Annotated in this window: 26 protein-coding genes; 6 read left to right on the forward strand and 20 right to left on the reverse strand. The window is 50.9% G+C overall.

Features of this window, described 5'->3' with window-relative positions; genetic code table 11:
* From rimM to AC50Y5_RS23785, 17 genes are all read right to left on the reverse strand, one after another.
* A complete protein-coding gene (gene rimM, locus AC50Y5_RS23705) occupies positions 1-525 on the reverse strand; it encodes a ribosome maturation factor RimM (protein ID WP_494863964.1) in 525 nt (174 codons plus the stop codon).
* A 276-nt stretch (positions 526-801) separates the two neighbouring features.
* On the reverse strand, positions 802-1,032 hold the full coding sequence (locus AC50Y5_RS23710; protein WP_056038316.1) for a KH domain-containing protein: 231 nt from the start codon (positions 1,030-1,032) through the stop codon (positions 802-804).
* Between the two features lie 26 nt (positions 1,033-1,058).
* Positions 1,059-1,331 carry a 30S ribosomal protein S16 gene (gene rpsP / locus AC50Y5_RS23715; RefSeq protein WP_046230688.1) on the reverse strand — a complete coding sequence of 91 codons (273 nt, stop codon included), beginning with the start codon at positions 1,329-1,331 and terminating at the stop codon, positions 1,059-1,061.
* Positions 1,332-1,371: 40 nt separating this feature from the next.
* The gene (gene ffh / locus AC50Y5_RS23720; RefSeq protein WP_494863965.1) at positions 1,372-2,748 is read right to left on the reverse strand and encodes a signal recognition particle protein; all 1,377 of its coding nucleotides are present in this window, start codon (positions 2,746-2,748) and stop codon (positions 1,372-1,374) included.
* Positions 2,749-2,771: 23 nt separating this feature from the next.
* Positions 2,772-3,140: a YlxM family DNA-binding protein gene (ylxM, locus tag AC50Y5_RS23725; RefSeq protein ID WP_056038321.1), complete on the reverse strand. Its 369-nt coding sequence runs from the start codon at positions 3,138-3,140 to the stop codon at positions 2,772-2,774.
* 239 nt (positions 3,141-3,379) lie between these two features.
* Positions 3,380-4,393, reverse strand: coding sequence for a signal recognition particle-docking protein FtsY (gene ftsY, locus AC50Y5_RS23730; RefSeq protein ID WP_056038324.1), 1,014 nt, complete (start codon positions 4,391-4,393; stop codon positions 3,380-3,382).
* A 62-nt stretch (positions 4,394-4,455) separates the two neighbouring features.
* On the reverse strand, positions 4,456-8,034 hold the full coding sequence (smc, locus tag AC50Y5_RS23735) for a chromosome segregation protein SMC (RefSeq protein WP_056038327.1): 3,579 nt from the start codon (positions 8,032-8,034) through the stop codon (positions 4,456-4,458).
* A gap of 150 nt (positions 8,035-8,184) precedes the next feature.
* On the reverse strand, positions 8,185-8,886 hold the full coding sequence (rnc, locus tag AC50Y5_RS23740; protein WP_056038330.1) for a ribonuclease III: 702 nt from the start codon (positions 8,884-8,886) through the stop codon (positions 8,185-8,187).
* Entirely contained in the window at positions 8,876-10,117 is a 1,242-nt protein-coding gene (fabF, locus tag AC50Y5_RS23745; protein WP_056038332.1) for a beta-ketoacyl-ACP synthase II, read from the reverse strand. Before fabF ends, rnc begins: the two co-directional genes overlap by 11 nt.
* Before the next feature lie 153 nt (positions 10,118-10,270).
* Positions 10,271-10,504 carry an acyl carrier protein gene (gene acpP, locus AC50Y5_RS23750; protein WP_046230681.1) on the reverse strand — a complete coding sequence of 78 codons (234 nt, stop codon included), beginning with the start codon at positions 10,502-10,504 and terminating at the stop codon, positions 10,271-10,273.
* Between the two features lie 95 nt (positions 10,505-10,599).
* The gene (gene fabG / locus AC50Y5_RS23755; protein WP_056038335.1) at positions 10,600-11,349 is read right to left on the reverse strand and encodes a 3-oxoacyl-[acyl-carrier-protein] reductase; all 750 of its coding nucleotides are present in this window, start codon (positions 11,347-11,349) and stop codon (positions 10,600-10,602) included.
* Between the two features lie 13 nt (positions 11,350-11,362).
* Positions 11,363-12,295: an ACP S-malonyltransferase gene (gene fabD, locus AC50Y5_RS23760; protein WP_494863966.1), complete on the reverse strand. Its 933-nt coding sequence runs from the start codon at positions 12,293-12,295 to the stop codon at positions 11,363-11,365.
* 15 nt (positions 12,296-12,310) lie between these two features.
* On the reverse strand, positions 12,311-13,297 hold the full coding sequence (locus AC50Y5_RS23765; RefSeq protein ID WP_056039075.1) for a beta-ketoacyl-ACP synthase III: 987 nt from the start codon (positions 13,295-13,297) through the stop codon (positions 12,311-12,313).
* 10 nt (positions 13,298-13,307) lie between these two features.
* Positions 13,308-14,297, reverse strand: coding sequence for a phosphate acyltransferase PlsX (plsX, locus tag AC50Y5_RS23770; protein ID WP_056038340.1), 990 nt, complete (start codon positions 14,295-14,297; stop codon positions 13,308-13,310).
* Positions 14,281-14,877, reverse strand: a complete 597-nt coding sequence (gene fapR, locus AC50Y5_RS23775) for a transcription factor FapR (RefSeq protein WP_494864019.1) — start codon at positions 14,875-14,877, stop codon at positions 14,281-14,283. The genes plsX and fapR overlap by 17 nt, the downstream gene beginning before the upstream one ends.
* Before the next feature lie 306 nt (positions 14,878-15,183).
* Positions 15,184-15,357, reverse strand: a complete 174-nt coding sequence (gene rpmF, locus AC50Y5_RS23780; protein ID WP_042160385.1) for a 50S ribosomal protein L32 — start codon at positions 15,355-15,357, stop codon at positions 15,184-15,186.
* A 38-nt stretch (positions 15,358-15,395) separates the two neighbouring features.
* Positions 15,396-15,923: a YceD family protein gene (locus tag AC50Y5_RS23785; protein ID WP_056038343.1), complete on the reverse strand. Its 528-nt coding sequence runs from the start codon at positions 15,921-15,923 to the stop codon at positions 15,396-15,398.
* 383 nt (positions 15,924-16,306) lie between these two features.
* On the opposite strand from AC50Y5_RS23785, the gene AC50Y5_RS23790 reads away from it, so the two are divergent.
* Positions 16,307-17,551 (forward strand): nucleotidyltransferase, encoded by a 1,245-nt coding sequence (locus AC50Y5_RS23790; RefSeq protein WP_494863967.1) that lies wholly within the window; start codon positions 16,307-16,309, stop codon positions 17,549-17,551.
* 10 nt (positions 17,552-17,561) lie between these two features.
* Here AC50Y5_RS23790 and AC50Y5_RS23795 read toward each other — a convergent pair whose 3' ends face one another.
* Positions 17,562-18,665 (reverse strand): YlbL family protein, encoded by a 1,104-nt coding sequence (locus AC50Y5_RS23795; protein WP_494863968.1) that lies wholly within the window; start codon positions 18,663-18,665, stop codon positions 17,562-17,564.
* A 287-nt stretch (positions 18,666-18,952) separates the two neighbouring features.
* On the opposite strand from AC50Y5_RS23795, the gene AC50Y5_RS23800 reads away from it, so the two are divergent.
* Positions 18,953-20,179: a nucleoside recognition domain-containing protein gene (locus tag AC50Y5_RS23800; protein WP_494863969.1), complete on the forward strand. Its 1,227-nt coding sequence runs from the start codon at positions 18,953-18,955 to the stop codon at positions 20,177-20,179.
* Positions 20,180-20,225: 46 nt separating this feature from the next.
* On the opposite strand, the gene coaD is transcribed toward AC50Y5_RS23800, so the two are convergent.
* Positions 20,226-20,729 (reverse strand): pantetheine-phosphate adenylyltransferase, encoded by a 504-nt coding sequence (gene coaD / locus AC50Y5_RS23805; RefSeq protein WP_056038356.1) that lies wholly within the window; start codon positions 20,727-20,729, stop codon positions 20,226-20,228.
* Positions 20,716-21,309: a 16S rRNA (guanine(966)-N(2))-methyltransferase RsmD gene (gene rsmD / locus AC50Y5_RS23810; RefSeq protein ID WP_494863970.1), complete on the reverse strand. Its 594-nt coding sequence runs from the start codon at positions 21,307-21,309 to the stop codon at positions 20,716-20,718. The genes coaD and rsmD overlap by 14 nt, the downstream gene beginning before the upstream one ends.
* Positions 21,310-21,943: 634 nt before the next feature.
* On the opposite strand from rsmD, the gene AC50Y5_RS23815 reads away from it, so the two are divergent.
* From AC50Y5_RS23815 to AC50Y5_RS23830, 4 genes are read left to right on the forward strand one after another with little or no spacing between them, the layout of a single operon-like run.
* Positions 21,944-22,501, forward strand: a complete 558-nt coding sequence (locus AC50Y5_RS23815; protein ID WP_056038360.1) for a hypothetical protein — start codon at positions 21,944-21,946, stop codon at positions 22,499-22,501.
* A 24-nt stretch (positions 22,502-22,525) separates the two neighbouring features.
* Positions 22,526-22,744 (forward strand): hypothetical protein, encoded by a 219-nt coding sequence (locus tag AC50Y5_RS23820; RefSeq protein WP_056038363.1) that lies wholly within the window; start codon positions 22,526-22,528, stop codon positions 22,742-22,744.
* Positions 22,741-22,905 carry a hypothetical protein gene (locus AC50Y5_RS23825; protein ID WP_155973317.1) on the forward strand — a complete coding sequence of 55 codons (165 nt, stop codon included), beginning with the start codon at positions 22,741-22,743 and terminating at the stop codon, positions 22,903-22,905. The genes AC50Y5_RS23820 and AC50Y5_RS23825 overlap by 4 nt, the downstream gene beginning before the upstream one ends.
* A 38-nt stretch (positions 22,906-22,943) precedes the next feature.
* A complete protein-coding gene (locus AC50Y5_RS23830) occupies positions 22,944-23,609 on the forward strand; it encodes a hypothetical protein (protein WP_056038366.1) in 666 nt (221 codons plus the stop codon).
* The last annotated feature ends 78 nt before the right edge of the window (positions 23,610-23,687 follow it).

Raw genomic sequence — 23,687 nt, forward strand, 5'->3', positions numbered from 1 at the left:
CTAAATCAACCCTTCCATCAGATGAACGGTTACCGTCTTCGTCGCAATGTCTACGTTCAGCAGTACTTCATCGATAACGGGAATTAGCACTTGGCTTCCTTTTCCTTTAGGGCGGTCCACGACCCACACATCATTAGCGCCTGGCCGCAAAATTTCAGAAATGGTGCCCAGCTCCTCGCCCTCGTCTGTTACGACGCGGCAGCCGATAATTTCGTGGAAATAATATTCCCCATCATCCAGCTTCCCAAGCTGCTCCTCTGCTACCTTCAGCAGCCAGCCCTTGTACTTCTCCACTTCATTAATATCATTATATCCCTTAAGCTTAATAATATAATTGCCCTTATGCTCACGGGAGCCCGCAATCTCTACTTCCAGCTTCGTGCCATGCTCCTCATGAATCATAACGAGCTTATTGCCTGCTGCAAAACGCAGATCTCCAAAATCGGTCTGGGACAGCACCTTCAACTCGCCGCGCAGACCATGTGTATTAACGATTTTGCCAACTGTAAACCATTTGCCGCTCATTATTCATGTATCCTTTCTTTCGTGTTTTCTTTTTATTATGATCAGGATTTTGCATAAATCAATGAAGCGCAGAACGCCAATAAGCGGTTGCTCCGCCATTCAAGGCCATTTATGCAAAATCCTCATGATACACGCATAAACGGCTGACGCCGGCCCGAAAAAAGGCGGCAGCAGCCGTTTTGCGTAAAAACAGAAAATATCCGCTATGAATATCATCCTGCTTTTATGTTTGAAAAAGGGTTAGGATAAACTACCCTAACCCTCTCCGAATACGTTTTACGATATGATGTCCACGATAACCCGCTTCTCTGATTTGACAGCTGCGGAGGTTACAACCGTACGCATCGCTTTCGCGATGCGGCCTTGCTTGCCGATAATTTTACCGACATCCTCCGCATGAACCGACAGCTCATATACGATGCCGCGGTCATCGTCTCTTTCCTTCACGTTTACGTCTTCCGGATGATCCACTAACGCCTTTGCTATGACAAGAATCAATTCTTTCATTATAAAGGCCCTCCGCTGTTCAACAGTTATTTCTGTTGCTTAAGCTCATGGAACTTTTTCATTACGCCTGCTTTGGAAAGCAAGTCGCGAGCTGTATCCGAAGCTTGCGCTCCGTTTTGCAGCCATTTCAAAGCTTTTTCTTCGTTGATGGATACTTGAGCCGGTTGTGCAACCGGGTTATAAGTACCGATCTCCTCGATAAAGCGACCGTCGCGCGGCGAACGGGAGTTAGAAACAACTACGCGATAAAAAGGGGCTTTGTGAGCACCCATACGTTTCAAACGAATACGTACTGCCATGTGAAATTCACCTCCTTCAACTAATAAACCTATTTGCTATTTAAAACGGAAACTTCATGCCTTTGCCCAGCATGCCTTTAAGGCCCTTCTTGCCGCCCTTGAGGCCTTTAGGCCCCATCATGGACGAAAACTGCTTCATCATTTTGCGCATGTCATCGAACTGCTTGATCAGTCGATTGACTTCGGCAACCGATGTTCCGCTTCCAGCAGCAACCCGCTTCCGGCGGCTGTGGTTAAGAATTTCCGGCTTCGTCTTTTCTTCCTTCGTCATCGAGCGCACAATCGCCTCAATACGGCCGATTTGCTTCTCATCGATTTTCATGTCTTTAAGGCCTTTGACCTTGCCCATCCCTGGCAACATATCCATCAACTGGTCAATCGGCCCCAAATTGCGAACCTGCGCCATTTGCTCCAGAAAATCATCAAATGTAAACTCGGCCGTGCGCATCTTGCGCTCCATCTCGGCAGCTTTGTCTGCATCAATGTTCATCTGGGCCTTCTCGATAAGAGAAAGCATGTCACCCATGCCGAGAATCCGCGATGCCATCCGGTCTGGATAGAACGGCTCAAGCGAATCGATCTTCTCGCCCATAGCAGCAAACTTGATTGGCTGGCCTGTTACAGCTTTAACGGATAATGCCGCACCACCACGGGTGTCGCCATCAAGCTTCGTCAATACAACACCGGTCAGCTCAAGCTGCTCATGGAAGCTTTGTGCTACGTTGACTGCATCTTGACCTGTCATGGAGTCAACAACGAGCAGCACTTCATCGGGCTTAACCAGCTGATGAATTTGCTTCAGCTCGTCCATCAGCGTTTCGTCAATATGAAGCCGGCCCGCTGTATCAATAATGACGTAGTCATTATGATTTTCTTTCGCATGCTGCAAGCCTTGCTTCGCAATTTCTACCGGAGAAGCTTGATCGCCAAGCGCAAACACCGGAGCATTGATTTGCTCGCCGAGCACTTGCAACTGCTTGATCGCAGCTGGACGATAAATATCGCAGGCTACAAGCAAAGGCTTATGATTGCTCTTCTGCAGAAGCTTGGCAAGCTTGCCGGACGTCGTTGTTTTACCTGCGCCCTGCAAGCCGACCATCATAATAACCGTTGGCGGTTTATTCGCTTTCGCCAGCTTGCTTTGCGTACCGCCCATCAGCTCGGTCAGTTCTTTATTAACGATGTTAATAATGACCATGCCTGGAGTAAAGCTTTTCTCCACTTCCTGACCAATAGCCTGTTCCTTTACTTTGGCGATAAAATCTTTGACGACTTTAAAGTTAACGTCTGCCTCCAGCAGCGCAAGACGTACTTCACGCATCGCCTCGTTTACATCAGCATCGGATACTTTGCCTTTGCCCTTCAGCTTGCTAAAAACGTTTTGCAATCGGCTTGACAAGCTTTCAAATGCCGCCATGATCCATCACCTCCGTTATTTCCTTACCTGTTGTTCGTCGTTATTAATTGCTCAATTATATCTAGAATTCCCTGCTTGGCATCCGTTCCAAGGGAAAGCTCTGTTACGCTATTTCCCAGATGTTCGGCAAGCTGCTGCAGCGCTTCATGCTTCTCCAGCAAGCGAAGCTTGCCCTCGTAGCTTTCAAGCACCTGCACCGCGCGCTTCACATGCTCATAAACCGCCTGCCTGCTAATGCCGGATTCCGCTGCAATTTCCCCAAGCGAGAAATCATCGTGAAAATAATATTTAAGTGAAGTCCTCTGCTTCTCAGTGAGCAGGGGCTCATAAAAGTCAAACAATAAATTAATTCGGGTCGTCTTCGCAAGGGCGTCTGGTTCACTAGCATTCATGACCTTTGCTCCTTCCCGTCAAGGGTAAATCCTTTACACCTAAGCAACGTCTCTTATCTTACACGATTGAAGCAGGCACTGTCAAGCTTTAAACCTTGTCATCCCTAAATGGATGCATTTTAGACCAAGCGTAAACGGCCGAAAGCCGTCCTCTGGCGGTAAAGCTAACGTTTCGCGGTGAAATATAAGCGGAGTATAAAGGGGAAACTTATACATTCTTATATTTTCAAAAAGCTTATTTACTGCTGCGTTTCCGCCTCTTCCGATCCCTCTTGATCCTTGATAAGGCCCGCAAACAAGGCATGTACAAACTGCTCCGAATCAAACTGTTGCAAATCCGTCATCTTCTCGCCTAAGCCTACCAGCTTCACAGGCAAATTCAGCTCATTGCGGATAGCAATGACGATGCCGCCTTTAGCTGTACCATCAAGCTTCGTCAATACGAGGCCGGTTACGCCGCTTTTCTCGCCGAACAGCTTCGCTTGGCTGAGTGCATTTTGGCCAGTAGTCGCATCGAGCACCAGCAGCACCTCATGAGGCGCATCTGGAATTTCACGCTGAATGACGCGGAAAATTTTATTGAGCTCTTCCATCAAATTGGACTTGTTTTGCAGCCTTCCCGCTGTGTCGCAAAGCAAAATATCTACGCCCCGCTGCTTCGCCGCCTGCACCGCATCAAACATGACGGCTGCCGGATCGGAGCCGGACTGCTGCTTAATGACGTCAACGCCTACGCGCTGGCCCCACACCTCCAACTGCTCAATGGCACCGGCGCGGAACGTATCGCCCGCTGCCAGCAGGACGCTTTTGCCCTCATTTTTATACTTGTAGGCCAGCTTGCCAATCGTCGTCGTTTTGCCAACGCCATTGACGCCGACGAACAAAATAACGGTAATGCCGCTACCCGACATGCGAAGCGCTGTTTTCTCGTTGTCATCACCCCTCAGCAACTCAACGAGCTTCTCCGACAATACCGGCTGCAAATCCGCCGCATCTTCGATTTTGCGTTTTTTCACTTCTGCACGCAGCTCGTCAATCAGCTTCATCACGGTATTGACGCCTACATCGGCGCCAATCAAAATTTCTTCAAGCTCCTCGTAAAACTCCTCGTCAATCTTTTTCCGGCGCGTAATGAGCTCTTCTACTTTTTCGACAAACGCTGTGCGGGTTTTGGATAACCCTTCTTTAAATATCGTCGTGACCGCTTCCGTCTTGGAAGCGATGCTTTCCTTCAATCTTTTGAAAAAACTCATCGCGATTGCTCCTCCGTCTTCGTAACTATGCTATATGATTTCCTCATTCTTAGATCCGCATGCTACGCGGTAGCCTGCTCCTCTTCTTCCTCCAGACGGACCGATACGAGCTTCGATACGCCGCCTTCCTCCATCGTTACGCCATAAAGCACATCGGCTTCCTCCATCGTGCCTTTGCGGTGGGTAACGACGATAAACTGCGTGAGCTCGGAAAATTCACGCAAATATTGGGCAAACCTAGATACATTCGCTTCATCAAGCGCTGCCTCTACCTCATCCAATACGCAGAAAGGCACTGGCTTCACCTGCAAAATTGCAAACAGCAGCGCAATTGCCGTAAGCGCCCGCTCACCGCCGGAGAGAAGCTGCAAGTTTTGCAGCTTCTTGCCTGGCGGCTGCGCTACAATGTCGATACCCGTATCGAGCACGCGATCCGGCTCGACCAGAACAAGATCTGCCCGGCCGCCGCCGAACAGCTTGGCAAACACGATGCTGAAGTGGCCTCTGATCGCTTCAAAGGTCGTTTTGAACCGTTTCGACATTTCATCGTCCATCTCGCGAATAACTTGATAAAGCGTCGTCTTGGCTTCTACCAGATCATCCTTCTGCTCTGATAAAAACTCATAACGCTCCTTGACGCGCTCATACTCGTCAATAGCGCCCAGATTCACGTCGCCTAGCATCGTAATTTGGCGCTTCAAATCACGAACTAGATTTTGTGTACCAATGACATCTTCAGGCACAGGGTATTGCTCTCTCGCCAGCTCAATGCTTAGCTCGTATTCCTCGCTGAGCTTGCGCAGCAAATTGTCCAGCTCCACATCAAGGCGATTGGCGGCGATTTCGTTTTGGCGCAGCTGCTCCTCGATTTGCCGGAGCTGCGTACGCTGCTCCTTCGTCTCGCTCTCGCCCTGTTCCAGCTCACGGATTCGATCCGCTCTTGCCGAACGCTGCAAATCCGTCTGCTCCGCGCATTCCTGCTTCTTAAGCTTCAGGTGATTAAGCTGCTCCACCTGCTGCACGCTCTCGTCTGCATGGCGAGCAATCTCCTCTTCCTGCTGTGCAAGCAGGGAACGGACATTGCCAAGCTCCTGCTTCGCTCGTACAATATCAGCCCGAACACGGGCGGCTTGGTCTTCAAACGACTGCTTTTCTTGGTCTGTCTTGGCTGAGCTGATTTTCAAATCGGTCAGCTGGCCTTGCAGTGCTTCCTTCGCCGTTTCGCTCGCTTTGCGGCGCTCCTCGGCAAGCTTGATCGCCTCCTGCAGCCTAGCTTCATCTGCTACCAACTTCTCAAGCTTCGCCTGCGCCTGCTCGGTAGTAGCCTGCATCGTTTGCTGCTCAGCCAAATGGCTGCTGCGATCAGCGGAATACAGCTGCTCCTGCTCATTAAGCTGCTTTTCCTCAGACAGCATCTGCTGAAGCTCTGCCCGCACCTGCTGCTCGTCAATACGCGATTGCTCCGAACGCGAGCGCAGCTCCTCCATATTTTGCGATCGGATCGACTGCTCCTTGCGTAGGTCGCTGAGCTTGTCGCGGAGCTGCTTCATCGTTGCCTCAGCTGCCGTAATTTCCTCATCCAGCCCTTCAATTTGCCGCTGCCGTCCAAGCAAGCTTGCTCCTTTTTTCTGCAAGCTTCCGCCTGTCATCGAACCCCCGGCATTTACAACATCGCCCTCTAGCGTTACAACCCGGTAGCGATATTGACATTTTGAAGCGATACGGTTCGCCTGCTCCAAATTTTCAGCAAGCAATACATTGCCGAGCAAGTTTTGAATAATAGACTTATATTGCGGGTCGCAAGAGACCAGATCAGCAGCAACGCCTACAAAACCTTCTGCGTTTTCAGCAAGTCGTCTGTCATGCTCAGGCACTTGCCTTCCGCGAATGACATCGAGAGGCAGAAAAGTAGCCCGGCCGAGCTGACGCTGCTTCAAAAATGCAATCGCTGCGCGAGCTGTCTTCTCATCCTCCATGACCACATGCTGAAGCGCACCGCCAAGCGCTGTTTCAACCGCTACCTCGATCCGCTCTGGCACGCGAACCAGTTCAGCAACCGCGCCATGAACGCCGCTAATGCCGCCCGAAGTGCGGCGCGACGCCTTGAGCACCTCCCGAACGCCGTGCATAAAACCGTCGAGTGCATCCTGCATTTCTTTCATCGTATCGCGACGGGAAATGCTGGCGTCGATTTTTTGCTCCCATTTGCGAATAGCAGCAGCCGCTTCATCTACATACTGCCCGGTCTGCTTCGCTTTTTCAGCCTCATCTATGTATTTGTTGCGAGCGCCATTAATATCTTTCAAAATCGCTTCCAGCTGTGCTTCCAGCTGCGCACGTCTAGCTCCACTTTTCCGCTTCTGCTCTTTCCACTTCAGCTCATCCTCGCCAAGACGCTCCATCCGCCGTCCAACAGCTTCCTTCTGCTGCTGGGCATAACGAATTTCGTTGCGCAGCTCCGCCATTGCACTAAGCACATCAAGCAGTTCGCCCTTCAGCGTCTCCTCGGCATCCGGCGCAGCTCCGCCAACAACGCCAATAAGACGGTCTTCCTCTTCAGCCAGCTTCGACTTCAAATCGGCAAGCTGCAGCTCCAGAGCAGCTGCACGGCTGCGGAATTCCGCCTCTTCCTGCATCAGCGTGCCAATGCGGGCATCCTGAGACGCAGCAGATTCCTCAAGCTGCAGCTTGTTATGCTCCAAGTTGCGTTTGCGTTCCTTCAAAACCTCGCCGTAGCCTTCGCATTTTTCATAATCCTCGCTATATTGCAGCATCGCTTCATGAAGGCGGTCGAGCTTCTCCTCAATTTCGCGCAGCGCAAGGCGATCCTTCTCCAAATGCGCATCATGCTTGCTCACAACCGTTGACAGCTCCAGCTCGCTTTGCTTGAGCACCTCCAGCTTGGCATTTGCCTCCGACCAAGATTTATGGACCGAATCAATGTTGTGAACGTACATGGAAATTTCTTTCGTTCGCAGCTGCTCCCGCAGCGCTTTATAATGAATCGCTTTCTCCGATTGTTCCTTGAGCGGCCCTACCTGGTCTTCGAGCTCAGTAACCAAATCGTGAATGCGCAGCAGGTTCTGCTCCGTCTCATCAAGCTTCTTCTGCGCTTCACGCTTGCGCGATTTATATTTAACGATACCGGAAGCTTCTTCAAAAATACCACGGCGATCCTCAGACCTAGTGCTTAGTATTTCCTCAATTCGGCCTTGTCCGATAATCGAATAAGCTTCCTTGCCGATTCCCGTATCCATAAACAGCTCTGTAATATCCTTGAGCCGACATGATTGCTTGTTAATCATATATTCACTGTCACCGCTGCGATGGACACGGCGGGTTACTGTCACCTCATTGTACTCCAGTGGCAGTGCTCCATCCGTATTGTCGAGCGTCAGCGACACTTCGCCATAATTGACTGCTTTGCGCGCATCGCTTCCGGCGAAAATAATATCTTCCATTTTGCCGCCGCGAAGGCTTTTGGCGCTTTGCTCGCCGAGCACCCAGCGGATGCCGTCGGAAATATTGCTTTTGCCGCTGCCGTTAGGGCCGACCACTGCCGTAATCCCCGTAACGAACTCCATCTCCGTCTTATCGGCAAACGATTTAAAACCTGCTAGTTCAATACGCTTAAGGAACATAAATTGTCTTTCACCTCACCCGCTATTGTACCACAAAATCCAGACGCCGGATAACCTCACTTTATGCCTTCTAGCATCCTTTCTTACAATAAAAAAAGAGGCTACCAGGATTTGTAACAATCCTGGTAGCCTCTTCCTATAGCTTCCTCTTTACGGCTGAGCGGAAAGGGAGTGCCACGCTTCTTCCGCTGCGCGCTGCTCCGCTTCCTTCTTCGTCCGACCGCTGCCGCTGCCGCATCTGGCATCACCCAAAATCACTTCCACGACAAACTCGCGATCATGCGCCGGTCCGCGCTCCTCGGTAATCCGGTATTCTACCGTACCGAGCCCATGATGCTGGGCGCGCTCCTGCAGCTTGGATTTGAAATCCTTCACGAGCAGTCCGTAATCGTTCGATTCGATGAATGGAAACACATGCTCTTCAAGAAAAGCACGGGCCCGGTCCATACCCGCATCGAGAAAAATCGCACCGACAAACGCTTCAAACAAATCCGCCAGCAGTGCCGGCCTTTGTCTGCCGCCCAGCTGCTCTTCGCCCCGTCCCAGCAGGACGTAGGCGCCAAGAGCGAGCCGTTCCGCAAAAAGGGCAAGTGACGGTTCACATACGACCGAGGCGCGCATACGCGTAAGCTCGCCCTCCGGCCGACGTGGATATGAGCGAAACAGAAATTCCGAGACGAGCAGCTGCAATACCGCATCGCCCAAAAACTCCAAACGCTCATTATGCTCGATTGTGCCATGTTTATGCTCATTTACATACGACGTATGCGTGAAAGCTTGCTTCAGCAGCCTATGTTGTTTGAAGCGTAGCCCCAGACGCGACTGCAGCTCGCTTAGAGAATCATGCTTCATAAACTTTCATCACGATCGTCGCATTATGACCGCCAAAACCGAAGGAGTTGGACATTGCGATACGAACATCCGCTTTGCGCGGCTCATTCGGCACATAATCCAAATCACATTCTGGATCTTGGTTGTCTAAGTTAATCGTTGGTGCAATGATACCGTTTTGCAGCGTCAAGCCTAAAATAACCGCTTCCACTCCGCCGGCTGCGCCAAGCAAATGTCCCGTCATCGACTTCGTCGAGCTGACTGCCAGCTTATAAGCATGGTCGCCAAATGCTTTCTTAATCGCTTTCGTCTCCGAACGGTCGCCTACTGGCGTTGAAGTGCCGTGAGCATTAATATAATCGATTTCTTCTGGAGCAAGTCCAGCATCTTTGAGCGCTTTCACCATACAGCGTGCTGCGCCGTCTGGATCAGGCTCTGTCATATGATGCGCATCGCCGCTCATGCCATAGCCAATAATTTCAGCGTAGATCCGAGCTCCACGTTTTTGGGCATGCTCGAGAGATTCCAATACAAGCACGCCTGCACCCTCGCCCATAACGAAACCATCGCGGTCTATATCGAAAGGACGGCTTGCTTTGCTTGGCTCATCATTGCGAACGGACATGGCGCGCATGGAGCAGAAGCCGGCCATTCCCGTTGGACGGATAGTCGCCTCAGCACCGCCGCACAGCATGACATCAGCGTCGCCGCGCATAATCATCTTATAAGAATCACCAATGGAATGCGTGCCTGTCGCACAAGCGGTAACCGCCGTGCTGTTCGGGCCTTTCGCGCCAGTCAGCATGGATACTTGACCAGATGCCATATTGGCAATCATCATTGGAATAAAAAACGGGCTGACGCGCTTCGGGCCTTTTTCCAGCAAAATATTATGCTGATCTTCCCAAGTGCCCAGGCCGCCAATACCGGAACCAATCATAACGCCTACGCGTTCTTCATCAGCGTTTTCACCGATTTTCAAATCTGCATCCTTAACCGCCAATTGGCTGGCTACCGCAGCGAACTGCACGAAGCGGTCCATACGGCGCGCTTCCTTCTTGTCCAATCCGAAATCCTCCGGATTGAAGTTTTTGATTTCTGCGGCAATGTACGTAGGGTATTCCGAAAAATCGAACGCTTCCACAACGGACACACCAGACTTGCCTGCGAGCAAATTGCCCCAAAACTCCTCAAGCTCATATCCGAGGGAAGTCATAACTCCCATACCTGTAACGACAACTCTTTGCTTCATTTCGATTCACCTCTATGAACTGCAATATAGATAACACGCTGCTGCGCTGTATCTTTTATATATAAATAGCTCTTACGCTCATTTATTCGTATTCATAATCACATGCCCTAGATGGAGAGAAGTCCCGTTTGTGACAACGGGACCCAGGCTTCCTTAGTTAAGAGATTGTATGTATTTAACAACTTCTCCTACTGTTGTGATTTTCTCTGCATCTTCATCAGAGATCTCCATATCGAACTCGTCTTCAAGCTCCATGACCAATTCCACGACATCGAGCGAGTCAGCGCCGAGGTCATCTTTAAATGAAGCTTCAAGCGTTACTTCCGCTTCGTCTACACCTAGGCGGTCTACAACGATACGTTTTACGCGATCTATTACTTCGGACATCCGGTTCACCTCCTCTTTGGTATTATACGAGAATTAAAACTAAAATGCCATACGTAACCGTTTTAATTCCCGGCAAGGCCTTTGCGGCACTTTTTTTACATGTACATGCCGCCATCTACATGAATGGTTTGACCCGTCATATAGCCTGCTACATCAGACGCCAGAAAACGCACAGCTGCTGCAATATCCTCAGGGCTACCAAGGCGCGCAAGCGGAATTTGACCGGCAAGCGATTCCTTCATTTCTTCTGGAAGCTTGTCCGTCATTTCAGTCTGAATGAAGCCTGGCGCGACGCAGTTGACCGTAATGCCTCGCGAAGCCAGTTCCTTCGCGCTAGCTTTCGTAAGGCCAATAACGCCAGCCTTAGCGGCAACATAGTTAGCTTGTCCAGGATTGCCAAGCACCCCAACGACGGATGAAATATTAATAATGCGGCCTGAACGCTGCTTCATCATTGGACGAGTAACCGCCTTGATGCCATTGAATACGCCCTTCAAGTTCGTCTCAATAACTTGGTCAAATTCCTCTTCCTTCATACGCATGATCAGGTTGTCTCTTGTAATTCCGGCATTATTCACCAAAATATCAATAGCACCGAACTGCTCCAGCACATCCTTGACCATAGCCTCGAATTCAGCCGCCTTGCCTACATTAGCCTGCAGTACAATTGCACGGCGTCCAAGCGCCTCTACAGCTTGAGCTGTCTCAGCGGCGGCTGCCTCGCTGCCCGAATAGTTAATGGCCACATCGGCCCCGGCTTCTGCCAGCGCGATCGCAATCGCTCTGCCAATTCCACGGGAAGCGCCCGTTACAAGCGCCTTCTTGCCTTCCAAATTCGCGAACATGATAAAACCTCCCCTATTCGGCTGCTTGCAAAGCATCCAGAGCTGCAATGCTGTTAAGCGAGATCACCTTGACGGATTTATCGATTTTTTTGATCAAGCCGGCAAGCACCGTGCCTGAACCGATTTCCACGAAAGTATCTACGCCTTCCGCGATTAAATAACGAACGCTGTCTTCCCACAGTACGGGCGAGTAGACTTGCTCGACCAGCAGTCCGCGAAGTTCCGCCGCATCCGTCACTGCACTAGCAGTAACGTTAGCTACAACAGGCACAGCTGCATCGCTCATGCTTACGTCTGCCAATACGCCAGCAAGCTGCTGGGCAGCAGGCTTCATAAGCGATGAATGGAAGGGGCCGCTAACCTCAAGCGGAATGACCCGCTTGAATCCTGCTTCCTTGCCGCGTTCGACAATCGCCTGAACACCAGCCGCAGAACCGGAAACGACGATCTGCCCTGGGCAGTTCACGTTCGCAAGCTCGACAACATGGCCTTCTGCCGTCACTGTACGGCATAGCTCGGCAAGCGCCTCGCGCTCTGCGCCAAGCACAGCTGCCATTGCGCCATGTCCACCCGGAACCGCCTGCTCCATAAAGAGACCACGGGAACGCACTGTACGAACGGCATCCTCAAAGGACAAAACGCCCGATGCTACTAGCGCGCTGTACTCCCCAAGGCTGTGGCCCGCTACATAGTCCGCTTTCAAACCGCGGCCTTCTAGCGCTTGCAGCAGCGCGACGCTTACCGTAAGCAGCGCAGGCTGCGTATTCGCCGTCTGCTTCAGCGTATCTTCCGGCCCGTCAAAAATAATCTCGCTCAGCTTGAAGCCAAGCGCTTCGTCTGCCTGTTCAAAAACCTGGCGCGAGCGCGAGAACGCTTCATAAACATCTTTGCCCATCCCTACAGCCTGAGCACCTTGTCCTGGAAATACAAAAGCGGTTTTACCCATCCTGCAATCCCTCCGTTACCAAATCAATACAGAAGCTCCCCAAGTCAGTCCGCCGCCAAAGCCGACGAATACGAGAGCGTCTCCTTCTTTCACACGATTTTGCTCAACCGCTTCCGCCAGCGCAACCGGAATCGATGCTGCGGACATATTGCCGTAGTTGTTCAAATTTATCATGCATTTCTCCTCAGACAAATTCAGACGGTTAAGCGCCGATTGAATGATTCGAATATTCGCCTGATGCGGAATAAGCAGATCGATTTGATCCTTCGTCATATCCGCTTTGCGAAGCGCTTCCTCTGCTGCGCTGCCCATAATGCGCACCGCAAATTTAAACACATCATTGCCAGCCATATGGATAAAATGCTGCCGTGATGCGACACTTTCCTCCGAAGCCGGCATGCGGGAACCGCCGCCGCTTACTTTCAGCAGTTCACCGCCGCCTCCATCCGCTCCGAGCTGGAAAGACTTGAAGCCTCTGCCTTCTGGCACCTCGCCAAGCACAACCGCACCCGCACCGTCGCCGAACAAAATGCATGTATTGCGGTCTGTGTAATCCGTTATGCGCGAAAGCGTCTCTGCGCCAACAACAAGCACATGCTTATACAAGCCGGAAGAAATCATGCTCGTTGCTGTCGCAAGGCCATAAATAAAGCCCGAGCAAGCTGCGGAAAGATCGAATGCTGCCGCCTGCTTGGCTCCAAGCTTCTCTTGAAGCAGACAGGAGGTCGATGGAAACGCCATATCAGGTGTTATCGTCGCCACGATAATGAGGTCGATATCCTCTACCGTAAGTCCCGCAGCTGCAATCGCAGCTTTGGAGGCTTGATAAGCGAGGTCTGAAGTCGCTTCTTCGGGGGCAGCCATCCGGCGCTCGCTAATCCCGGTGCGGGTAACAATCCACTCATCATTCGTTTCGACCATTTGTTCAAGCTGCTGATTCGTAATAATACGTTCAGGCACATATTTGCCTGTACCAATAATGCCTACAGGATGCAAATTCACCACAACACACTCACTTCCCGCTTATTTCCGCTGCGATCGATTCGGTCAGCTTGCCTTGAATGGCAATTCGCGCCTGGCGAATCGCGCTTTTGACAGCTACCTCGTCAGAGGAGCCGTGGCATTTCATGACGAGCCCGTTCAAGCCGAGCAGCGGAGCGCTACCATGTTCTTTATAATCCATTTTGTTTTTGAGCTTGCGCAGCTTCGGCAGCATAATCGCTCCGGCCAGCTTCGTAAGCAGCGTTTCGCCAAAAGCGTCTTTGATGAAGCCAAACAGGCTGCCTGCCGTGCCTTCCATCGCTTTCAACATAATATTTCCAGCAAATCCGTCGCAAATGAGAACATCACAGCTGCGGCTAAGCACGTCTCTTGCCTCAACATTTCCGATAAAATGAATCGGCGACTGTTCGAGCAAATCGTATGCCGCCTTAGTCAGCTCATTGCCTTTGCGAGCTTCCGTTCCAACGTTGAGCAGCCCGATACGCGGCTTTTCCATTCCATGCACTTTGGAGCGATAAATGCTTCCCATAATAGCGTATTGCAATAAATGTTCTGGCTTCGCGTCCATATTAGCGCCCAAATCAAGCGCCAGCATGCCGACATCGTCCATCGTCGGAAGCATAGGCGCGAGCGCCGGGCGCTCAATGCCGTCCAGACGGCCGACAACGAGCAGCCCTGTCGTCATCAATGCTCCGGTATTTCCGGCAGACAGCATCGCATCTGCCCGTTTTTCACGGACGAGCTGTCCCGCCACGACCATGGAAGCCCCTTTTTTACGCCTAACAGCCTTTACCGGCTCATCATCAGGTCCGATAACCTCATCGGCATGACAAAGACTAATATTGGCTGGCTTATTGCCACCCATCAACTGCTCGATGATGGCAGTATCGCCAACCAGTACAAGCTCCGTATCCGGCCACTCGTGCGCGGCTTCAAGCACGCCCTTCACAATGAGCCCTGGCGCATTATCTCCGCCCATAGCGTCAATGGCGATCCGCATGTTCGTCCCCTCCTTCATTCTCCGCCTCCCCCGCGGAGCGGAAAATCACAAAATTCCCTTGAAAAACCATTTCTTCACCAACATACGTGAAAATTTCGACCTTCGCTTTGGAGCGTTCGCCGGAAATGGACCTCACATAGGCTTTCGCTATGCATTTTTCATCTAATTTTACCGGGCGAATGAACCGAATGTCCGCCGTTACCGTTAAAGCGATGGGATTGTCGATAATGGCGACGGCTAGCGAATTGGCTTGGGCAAAAACATGATGGCCCCGGGCAATGCCGGTTCGCGAGAACACATGCTCCTCACGTATTTCAAAGATCGAAATTCCGCTCTTGTCCAGCTGAAGATCAACAATATCACCTATCACTTCATGAAGCGGCAATGACCGTACCGTATCGTACGAACGCTCCGCCATCAGCTTCAGCCGCTCGCGCAGTTCGGGAATACCAAGTTCCATCCGATCCAGGCGGATCGTTTGGATGCTTACCTTTAAATGCCTGGTAAGCTCCCGGTCTGTCATGAACGGATTTTCCTCCATAAGTTTGGCAAGCAGCTGATGCCGCTGCCGTTTGGGCATTCGTTCGATCGTCGGCACCACCTTGGACTGGCGTGAGCAGGCACAAAAACGGCCTTTTTCACCAATCATATATTTTATAAAAACGCCGGTCCAACAGACCAACATCTGCTATTATCACCTGGTACTAAACTTCTCTATAAAAAAAAGCCTCTGTAAGCAGCGAAGCAAGCCTAGACGGTTACTTCCACCTAACTAAAGGCGGCTTCGTCCCGAGAAGAAACGAAAAACGCTGCTATAAGGAGCTAAACGTGTGCAAAAAAACAGCACCTCACCAAGCGATGAAGTGCCATTGTGAGATCCCGGAAATTATTGAGCAATAATTTCTTTCGTTTTGTAGTATCCGCACACTTTGCATACGTGATGAGCCAATTTCAGCTCTCCGCATTGCTCGCATTTTACCATACCTGGCACAGCCAGCTTAAAGTGAGTGCGACGTTTGTCGCGGCGAGTTTTGGACGTTCTTCTTTGAGGTACTGCCATGTTTAACACCTCCTTCACAATATTCGCGAAGCGATACACTATTGATCCTTGAACAAATCCTTCAATGCTGCAAAACGATGGTCTAGCTTCTCGTTGTTGCAACTGCATGTCTGTTCATTTAAGTTCTGTCCGCATGTGTGACAAAGTCCTTTACAATCGCTCTTGCAAAGCGGGGCAAACGGCATAAACAGTTGAAGCGCCTCTTCCACATAAGGCTGCAAATTCAATCTTTCACCGGATACCGCAATGAAGTCGCTGTCGTCATCCTCTTCCTGCTCATCCTCGTCTTGGCCACGTTTCGGCGCAGGCTCAAACTGCTCGGAGAAAGGAATGACTGTATGCTCCTGAACGGCTTCCAAGCATCTGGAGCAAGCAAGCTCCCAATCGATCGTCATTTGACCATCAACCAAGATCGACCCTGCATTTCCTTCTACCTCAAGCGCTACATGGAGCGGACCTGTGTGAATCACATCAGCCCGTCCTTCAAATAGAGGGGCAACATCAATGGATTCATTGATTGTATGCTTCAACCTCTTGGACATCGTTTCTTCTACATGAAACTGCATATTATCACCTCAAACAAACAAAATTTATTATAGCTATTTTATAAGGGTTTTGTCAACATTTTCACAGAGGATTAGCTATTTTCCACTTTCAACGGTTGAAAATGAGGGTCACGATTCATATGTTGATCATAGCTGTGCTATTCTTAAAATATAAGCAATTATAAGTTGTACACTTATTATAGGCTTATATTTCATCGCGAAACGGCTGCTTTGCCGCCAGAAGACGTCTTCAGTCGTTTACGCTTGAAATATAAGCAATTATAAGTTTTACAACTACAATAGGCTTATATTTCTCGGACTGAAACGCGCCGCACCGACAAAGGACGGAGGGCAGCCGTTTCACCTTGTAATGCAATCATTTTACAATTAAGGAGCACGGTTATATGCGTACGGTAGGATTAATTGTTGAATATAATCCGTTTCATAACGGCCATCGCTATCATTTGCAGCAGTCGCTGCTGGCAAGCAGGTCTGACGCCGTTGTCGCTGTCATGAGCGGGCACTTTCTCCAGCGCGGCGAGCCTGCCGTGATGGACAAATGGAGCCGTACGGAAGCTGCGCTGCGCGGAGGCTGCGATCTCGTCATTGAGCTGCCTGTAGCCTACGCTACTCAGGCGGCGGAATGGTTCTCCTACGGCGCCGTTGCGCTGCTGGAGGCAACGGGCGTCGTCGATGGCTTCTGCTTCGGCACGGAAAGCGGCGATTTGGCTCCACTTATGGATGCCGCCTCCGTCATCGCCCAGGAGCCGCCCGCTTTCGCCTCGCAGCTCAAGGAGCTGCTGGCTACGGGAATGAGCTACCCGAGCGCTTACAGCAGCGCGGTAGCCGCTTATTTGGGCAGCATAGGCAAGGCGGAGGCTGCCGCTTTTCCTTTTGCCATGCCCAACCATACGCTGGGGCTGCATTATTTGATCGCCCTTGCGCGTCTTGGCGGGCGTATGGAGCCTTTTACGATTCGCCGCGAGAAAGCCGCTTACAACCAGGAAGACGTAACGGACAGCGCCATTGCCAGCGCTACAGCCATACGCAAACAGCTTCTGCTGGAACGGCAGCTTTCAGGCATTAAGCCATTCGTGCCAGACACAACCTATGACGTATTGGCACGCGAATGGGGTGCAGGGCGAAGTCCCGTAAGCTGGGACAGCTTCGCCTCGCCGCTGCTGCATGCCATCGTCACCCGTTCAGCAGCGCAGCTGGCCGAGCTGCATGAAATAACGGAGGGGCTTGAACACCGCATTCGCAAAACGCTGCCTCGCCTAAAGGAGCTTCAGGTGGAGCATTTGCTTGCTGAGCTCAAAACGAAACGTTATACCCGAACGAAGCTGCAGCGGTCTCTGCTTTCGATCTTGCTTGGACATGCCAAGTCGGATTTCACACCGGACAAGCTGCGGAGCGGGCTGCAATATATTCGCGTGCTTGGTTTTAGCGAAAAAGGCAAAGGGCTGCTGCGAAAAATGCGCACGACCGCGACGTTGCCTGTCCTATTAAGCGCATCGGCTGCCGAGCAGCCCTACCGTTATTTAGAGCTCGATACGCAAGCTACTGCTGCCTATATGCTCGCTAATACAGGAAGCCAGCAGTCGGGCGCCTTATTTCGCGACTATTATGCCAAGCCGATCATGCTCTAATTCACACGGCCTATTTTTCGCTGACATACTGCTCAATGACCTGCTTAGCCTCGCTAAGACTATTCACGCTGACGACCTTCATGCTCGTTCCTATGTCCTTCGCCTTGTCCGCAGCCTCCTTGTAGTTCGCGGACGGGGCGAGAAACAGCTCAGCTCCCTCGCGGCTTGCCGCAATGACCTTGAACGCAATTCCGCCAATTTCACCGACCGTCCCATCCGCTGCGATTGTACCTGTTCCGGCAATAATCGCGCCACCCGTCAAATCCTGCTTGCCGAGCAGCAAATCAAGCGACTGCAGAGCAAACATCAACCCCGCCGAGGGGCCGCCAATGGCTCCTGCATCGATTTGCAGCTTAAAGCGGCTGTCATCCGGCTGCAGGCTGCGAAGCTCAGCGAGCTGTACACCGCCAAGCGCGCTAGGAAGCTTGTCCAACGTTAAAGGAGCCTCATAGGCGCCCAGCGTAATCGCAACGTCTTGCACCGCTCCTCCCCGTTTTACGGTAAATACAGCCTCATCGCCAGCCTTATAGGCTCCAAGCTCAGTGACGATTTGCTTGGCATCCGCAAATGGCTTGCCGCCTTTTAACGAAACGAGAACATCTCCAGGCTCCCATCCACTTCCCTCACTGCCGTCACTGTCCTGCAACACATCCGACACCGCAATGCTGTCGACCACTGATTGATAGGAAAGATGGGCGAAGCGGTACGCGGCTTCAATAGCTTGATTTTGCGAGCCTTGCATGACGACGGTCATTCTCTCGGCATATTCCTGCTCCGTATAACCGCGTAAAATCGATGAGCGGCTGTATGTCGCGATATCCTTATCCCATGCCGAAGAGAGGGTTTCCCACCAATTCGCATCCGAGAGCCTGACAGCCGTCATAAGAAAAGCTCCCTCTTCTGGCGTCGAATTGAGCGATGGGCTTGATGAAGGCTTCACCGCTGCATCGTCATTCCGCTCCTCTACCAAACGCACCATCGGCTTCGTCGGAGCAGCAAGCCCAGGCTCGTACATGACATAAGGCGTTGGTGCGTACAACAGCAAATACATGAATAAAGCGGTCGCCAACATAATAAAACCTAGCTGCCTTACTCCAGACGATTTCAAGGACAACTTGCGCCCCTCCGTTCCTCATAAAGCTTCTTTATCACATATAACAACGGTCTAACGGGCCAAGCGAGTGCATACATATCGTACAAGCCGCTATACTAGCTGCCATTTGCAATCTCCCAACGCTCTCAAGCAACCGTAGTATTGCAAAATTTCTCTTTGGCGGCCTTACAGGCGCTGCAAATAGCCCGCATTTTCCATAAGCGCAGCTGTAAAATGGATATTCTCGCCCTTATCGAAGGCATTCCATTCCCTACGATACGATGACCTGAAATGGAGTTGATCGTCCAGTGGCTAAAACCTTGCTCGCAGCGCTAGCATCCATTCTGCTGGTCGGAGCTGTTATTTACCAGTCCGAGGCAGCCTTTCAAGCTTCCCTTCAAGGGCTGACCTTATGGTGGAATATTGTTTTTCCCGGGCTGCTGCCGTTTCTCGTCCTATTTGAGCTCATTACCGCCTTTGGCCTCGTTCACGGAATTGGCGTGCTGCTCCAGCCCCTCATGGGCCGATTGTTCCGCCTTCCCGGTGAGGCTGCACTGCCCTTGCTGTTCGGCTGGCTATCCGGCTTTCCCGCCGGTGCTGAAACGACGGCCGTGCTTCGCAGGCATGGGCATGTTACGCTCCAAGAAGGCCAGCGGCTGCTCGCCTTTTCACATATGCCAAATCCTATTTTCATGCTTGTCGTTCTTGGCGCAGGCTTTATGCATCAGCCGGAGCTGGGGCTCTTGGTCGCAGCAGCCGTCTGGCTGTCTGCGCTGTGGACCGCCTGGCTGCTGCTGCTCACCAGCAGGTCCGAGGCTTTCCCGGCCCACGCCGCCCAGGTGCAGGAAGGCCGATTGGTCGAGCGGGCGGCCAAGGCGATCACCGCTGCGCGGGAGAGCGACGGCCGCGGCTTCGGGCGGGTGCTCGGCGAAGCCGTATCCGGCGGCGTGCAGAAGCTGATGCTGATTGGCGGCCTGATCATTTTCACCGCTGTCATCGCCCGGCTTATGCAGCCGCTTTGGCTTTTTATCAGCTCAGGAAGCTGGTGGGAAGCGCTCTTCCTGCCCGCGCTGCTCGAAAGCCATATCGGCACCTACACAGTTGCCGTATTGGAAGCACCGAACCTGGCACCTGTGCTGAGCACAGCAATCACCGCCGCGATACTCGCATGGAGCGGCATCAGCGGGCTGCTGCAGGCAGGCTACTCAACGAGCGGCACAGATCTTAAGCTGCTCCCGCTCGCTGGCGCCAAGCTGCTTCATGCCGGGCATGCCGCTTGGTTCGTGGTGCTCTTGTGGAAGCCGGCGCAGCTGATTCTCGCCAGCGCCTCTTTTGATTTTTTGCGGCAAGCCGCTAGCGCGCTGCCAGCTGTTTCATCAAACGGGGCGTGGATGAATAGCCCTTTTCCGGGCTATTTTCACGCGCAGCATTTCCCTAATCTGTGGCCCTATACGTTGGCTGCATCAGCGCTGCTCGTACTGCTGCTCGCAGCGTTGTATATGCTGGCACGAAGAGAGGCTGAAACACCTAAATAATGCCTGGTTTCAACTATGGATACAGCTTAATTAAGCCAAGTGCCTTCTACTGTTTCGACTTGTACTTCTCAGTCAGGCGCTTCTCCACCGCAGGCGGAACGAGCTCAGATACCGCACCTTGAAACTGCGCGATCTCTTTCACGATGCTGGAGCTGAGATAGGAGTATTTCGGATCGGTCATCATAAAAATTGTATCAATATCCTCATCGAGCAGCCGGTTCGTCGATGCCAGCGTAAGCTCGTATTCAAAATCCGTCACGGAACGAATGCCCCGTACAATTACGTTGGCGTTGCGGGACTTCATAAAACGCACAAGCAGATCGCGGAAGCTTTCAACCGAAACATTCGTCAAGTCCGATGTCAGCTCAGTGATCATTTCCTTGCGCTCCTCCAGGCTGAACAGCGGATTTTTGCTCGTGTTATTAAGTACAGCTACTATTAAATGGTCGAACTGCTTCGCCGAACGGCGGATAATATCCAAATGCCCAAAAGTGACAGGGTCAAAGCTTCCAGGGTATACGGCTACGCGAATCTGGTCATTCGTCTGCATCGTTAAGTCCTCCGTTTTGAGCTTCATTCGGCTCGTAGCGATAAATTGTTACCGTCGTGTCGCCGTATTTGTTTTTTTTCATTTGAAAAAAGCCGTTCCACTGCTCTTCATAGCTATGGGCTGCGTCATGTTCAACGACAATCGTTGCCCCGTCTTCAAGCATGCCATGGTCAGCCATATACGTCATGAGCTTGTCCGCCGTTATGATTCGGTAAGGCGGGTCCAGAAAAACAAGCGAGAAAGCGATTCCACGCTTTTCCAGTAATTTTAGAGCCCGTTCCGCATCGTTGCGGTAAATTTCCGCTTCCTGCCCCATGCCGGCCGCCTGCGTATTGTGGCGAATGATGTCGATGCTATTTTTCTCCTGATCGATAAAAATCGTCCGCTCGGCCCCCCTGCTCCAAGCCTCTATGCCAAGCCCTCCGGTTCCAGCAAACAAATCCAGCGCAACGCCCCCATCAAAAAAAGGCCCTATCATGCTGAAAATCGCTTCCTTCACCTTATCGGTCGTAGGTCTTGTATTGTTGCCAGGCACCGCCTTCAGCGGTCGTCCCTTGGCTGCGCCCGCAATGACTCTCACTGCCAAATGCCCCCTTTATTCGCTATCCCGCCTATCGTACCATAATTGCCCCGGGATGTTAAAGAGGATGAAGCTTTTGTAAAAAAAGCTCGACTATCGCCAATTTACAGCTTCTAAGGAATAAAAAACCACAGCCCGCAATTGTTGCTGACACTACGCGGCTCGGGACACAGCCTCCTTTTTTTGAGGACAGAGGTTCCGCTATTCCGGCTTTTGATCCGATTTTATGACGTATGCGGACAGGAAATCCGTTATCTCCCTCAATATCCTGACAAAATGGCTGTTTGCAGCGTATTAACGTCCCCTGAGTCCGCGGGCTTGCCTTAACACGTGATTCTGTCGAAATAACCGCTGCTATGTCCGCCAACTATCTTTGTACAGGGAGTAAAACCCGGAAGCGAAGTGCATAGAGCGACCTTTCGGTATATAGGTTCACGTTCGTCAGAGGCGACATACCCGGCAGGAGAGGCAATACGTCTGGTACTAAAATCGATCTAGATCAGGCTTACATACACGGACTAGCTAAGTGGATTGATAGAAACTACCATACTCTCTACTCCTTCTTCCACATATCGCCAAAACATAACTTTTGTAGTATATTGGTGTCGAAACAATGATAAAGGGAGCGGACACATTGCAAACGAGAAAAACATTTTACAAAAAGATTAGTTATGGCCTATTAACAGCGGTCGCTATTGGCGTTCTGAGCGGGTGCTCCTCGGATGAAGCGGCTACTGCATCACCAAGCCCTTCAGCGAAGATTGAAGCTTCGGCATCGCCTTCACCAGAGACCGAGGCAACTGCCGCACCGACCGCCGAGCCTGAAAAGGACTTGAACGTAAGTGAACAGCTTACGCTTGGTTATATTAACTCCTACTACAACGAAACCGATGTAGAGGCCAGAAAGAAATTTGCTCAGGAGTATATGCATCCTGATGTTCAAAGCATATTTGCATTTGCCGCATCTGCGGTTATTGATGAGAAGGATCATTTTTTAAATCCGAAAGTTGTGGAAACGGTCGACTATGAAAAAGACGGAACGAAAGGCTCCTTGACCTTGGTCAAAGGAGACGGGGATAAGGAATTTATCGGCCTTATTATAGAAGATAAATTCAGCTTTGGATTCATTTCAACCGCAACTAGCGATGATATGAAGGCCGCTTTTGAAGGGGTTCGCGAGCAATTCAAGTAGATTTTAGTATAGGAGTCGGTATTGTTGAAAAGAAGAACACTGTTGTTCAATCAGACCCGGTTTATCATTGTCGCTCTCGTGGCAGGCAGTCTGGTTGGGATCATTTATACGGGGAATAAAGATAAGCAAATAGCGGATGAAGTGCCATCTCCCCCTTCAATAACAACGAGTTCGGAGCGGCTGACATCCTTTTCCCCTTCACCAGAAGTGTACGAATACGATAGGAGCAAGCATGAACAATGAAGAGCCAGCCGTTTTATAAAAAATGGTTGTTTTGGGTAATCACCGTCATTTTGATTGCTGGCCTAGTTAATGGCGGGCTGCGTGATGATGATTCCGCAGACACATCTTCCGTGAAAAGTAATGAAAGCAAGCTCGATAAGGCATCGTCCAAGTCGGAATAGCTGTAAAGAGTATAATGAGATCCTAGGGGGCAATTAAAATGCAGCAAAGAAAACCGATTTATACAAAATGGTGGTTCTGGTTAATCATCGTCCTAATCGTAGGAAGTGTAAGTAATTTGAATAAAGATAGAAGCACTACTCCAACTGCTACAAACGCAGAAAGTTCAAAAAATGAAACCAAAGCGGCATCTGAAACAGCGAGCAATGCAACAGACTCTAAGAAGGACGAGTCCTCGAAAACTGAAAAAGCCAAAGCTGAAGGTGTGGTAGCAACCGACGTGGAAAGCTTCCGTAAAGCGTTCAATAAAGCATCAGAAACGCTGGGAGCCAAGTTTACCGTTAAGTCTTTGAAAGTAGAAGGTTCAGGCTTTCAGCATCAGCTTACTGACTCCATCTACCTCAATGGGTTTGTAAATAAAGAAACAGGAGCTATTAAAGAGCTTCTTATTATGGGCGCTGGTGATGGTACTCCGCAATCGGGGGCTAATTTGATTTTGTCATTCGGAGCTTTAATCGGAGCAACTAATCCTGATTTGGAAACCAATGAGAGCGGAGATATTTTTGAGGAGCTAGGTTTGATGGAAAGCAATGTTGATTTATACAACCTTAATAAATCTGCCGAGCGCAATGGCATTGTATACACCATTAAATCCTCAAAGGAAACAGGTATATGGTTTATGGCTCAGAATGCTACTGTAAAATAAAATGCAAAAAAATAGAGCGCCCCTTTCGGGGCGCTCTATTCATGGGAGATGTGTTTTTACATTCCTAAGCGTGGATGA

The organism is Paenibacillus sp. JT22N7 (genome assembly GCF_059383875.1).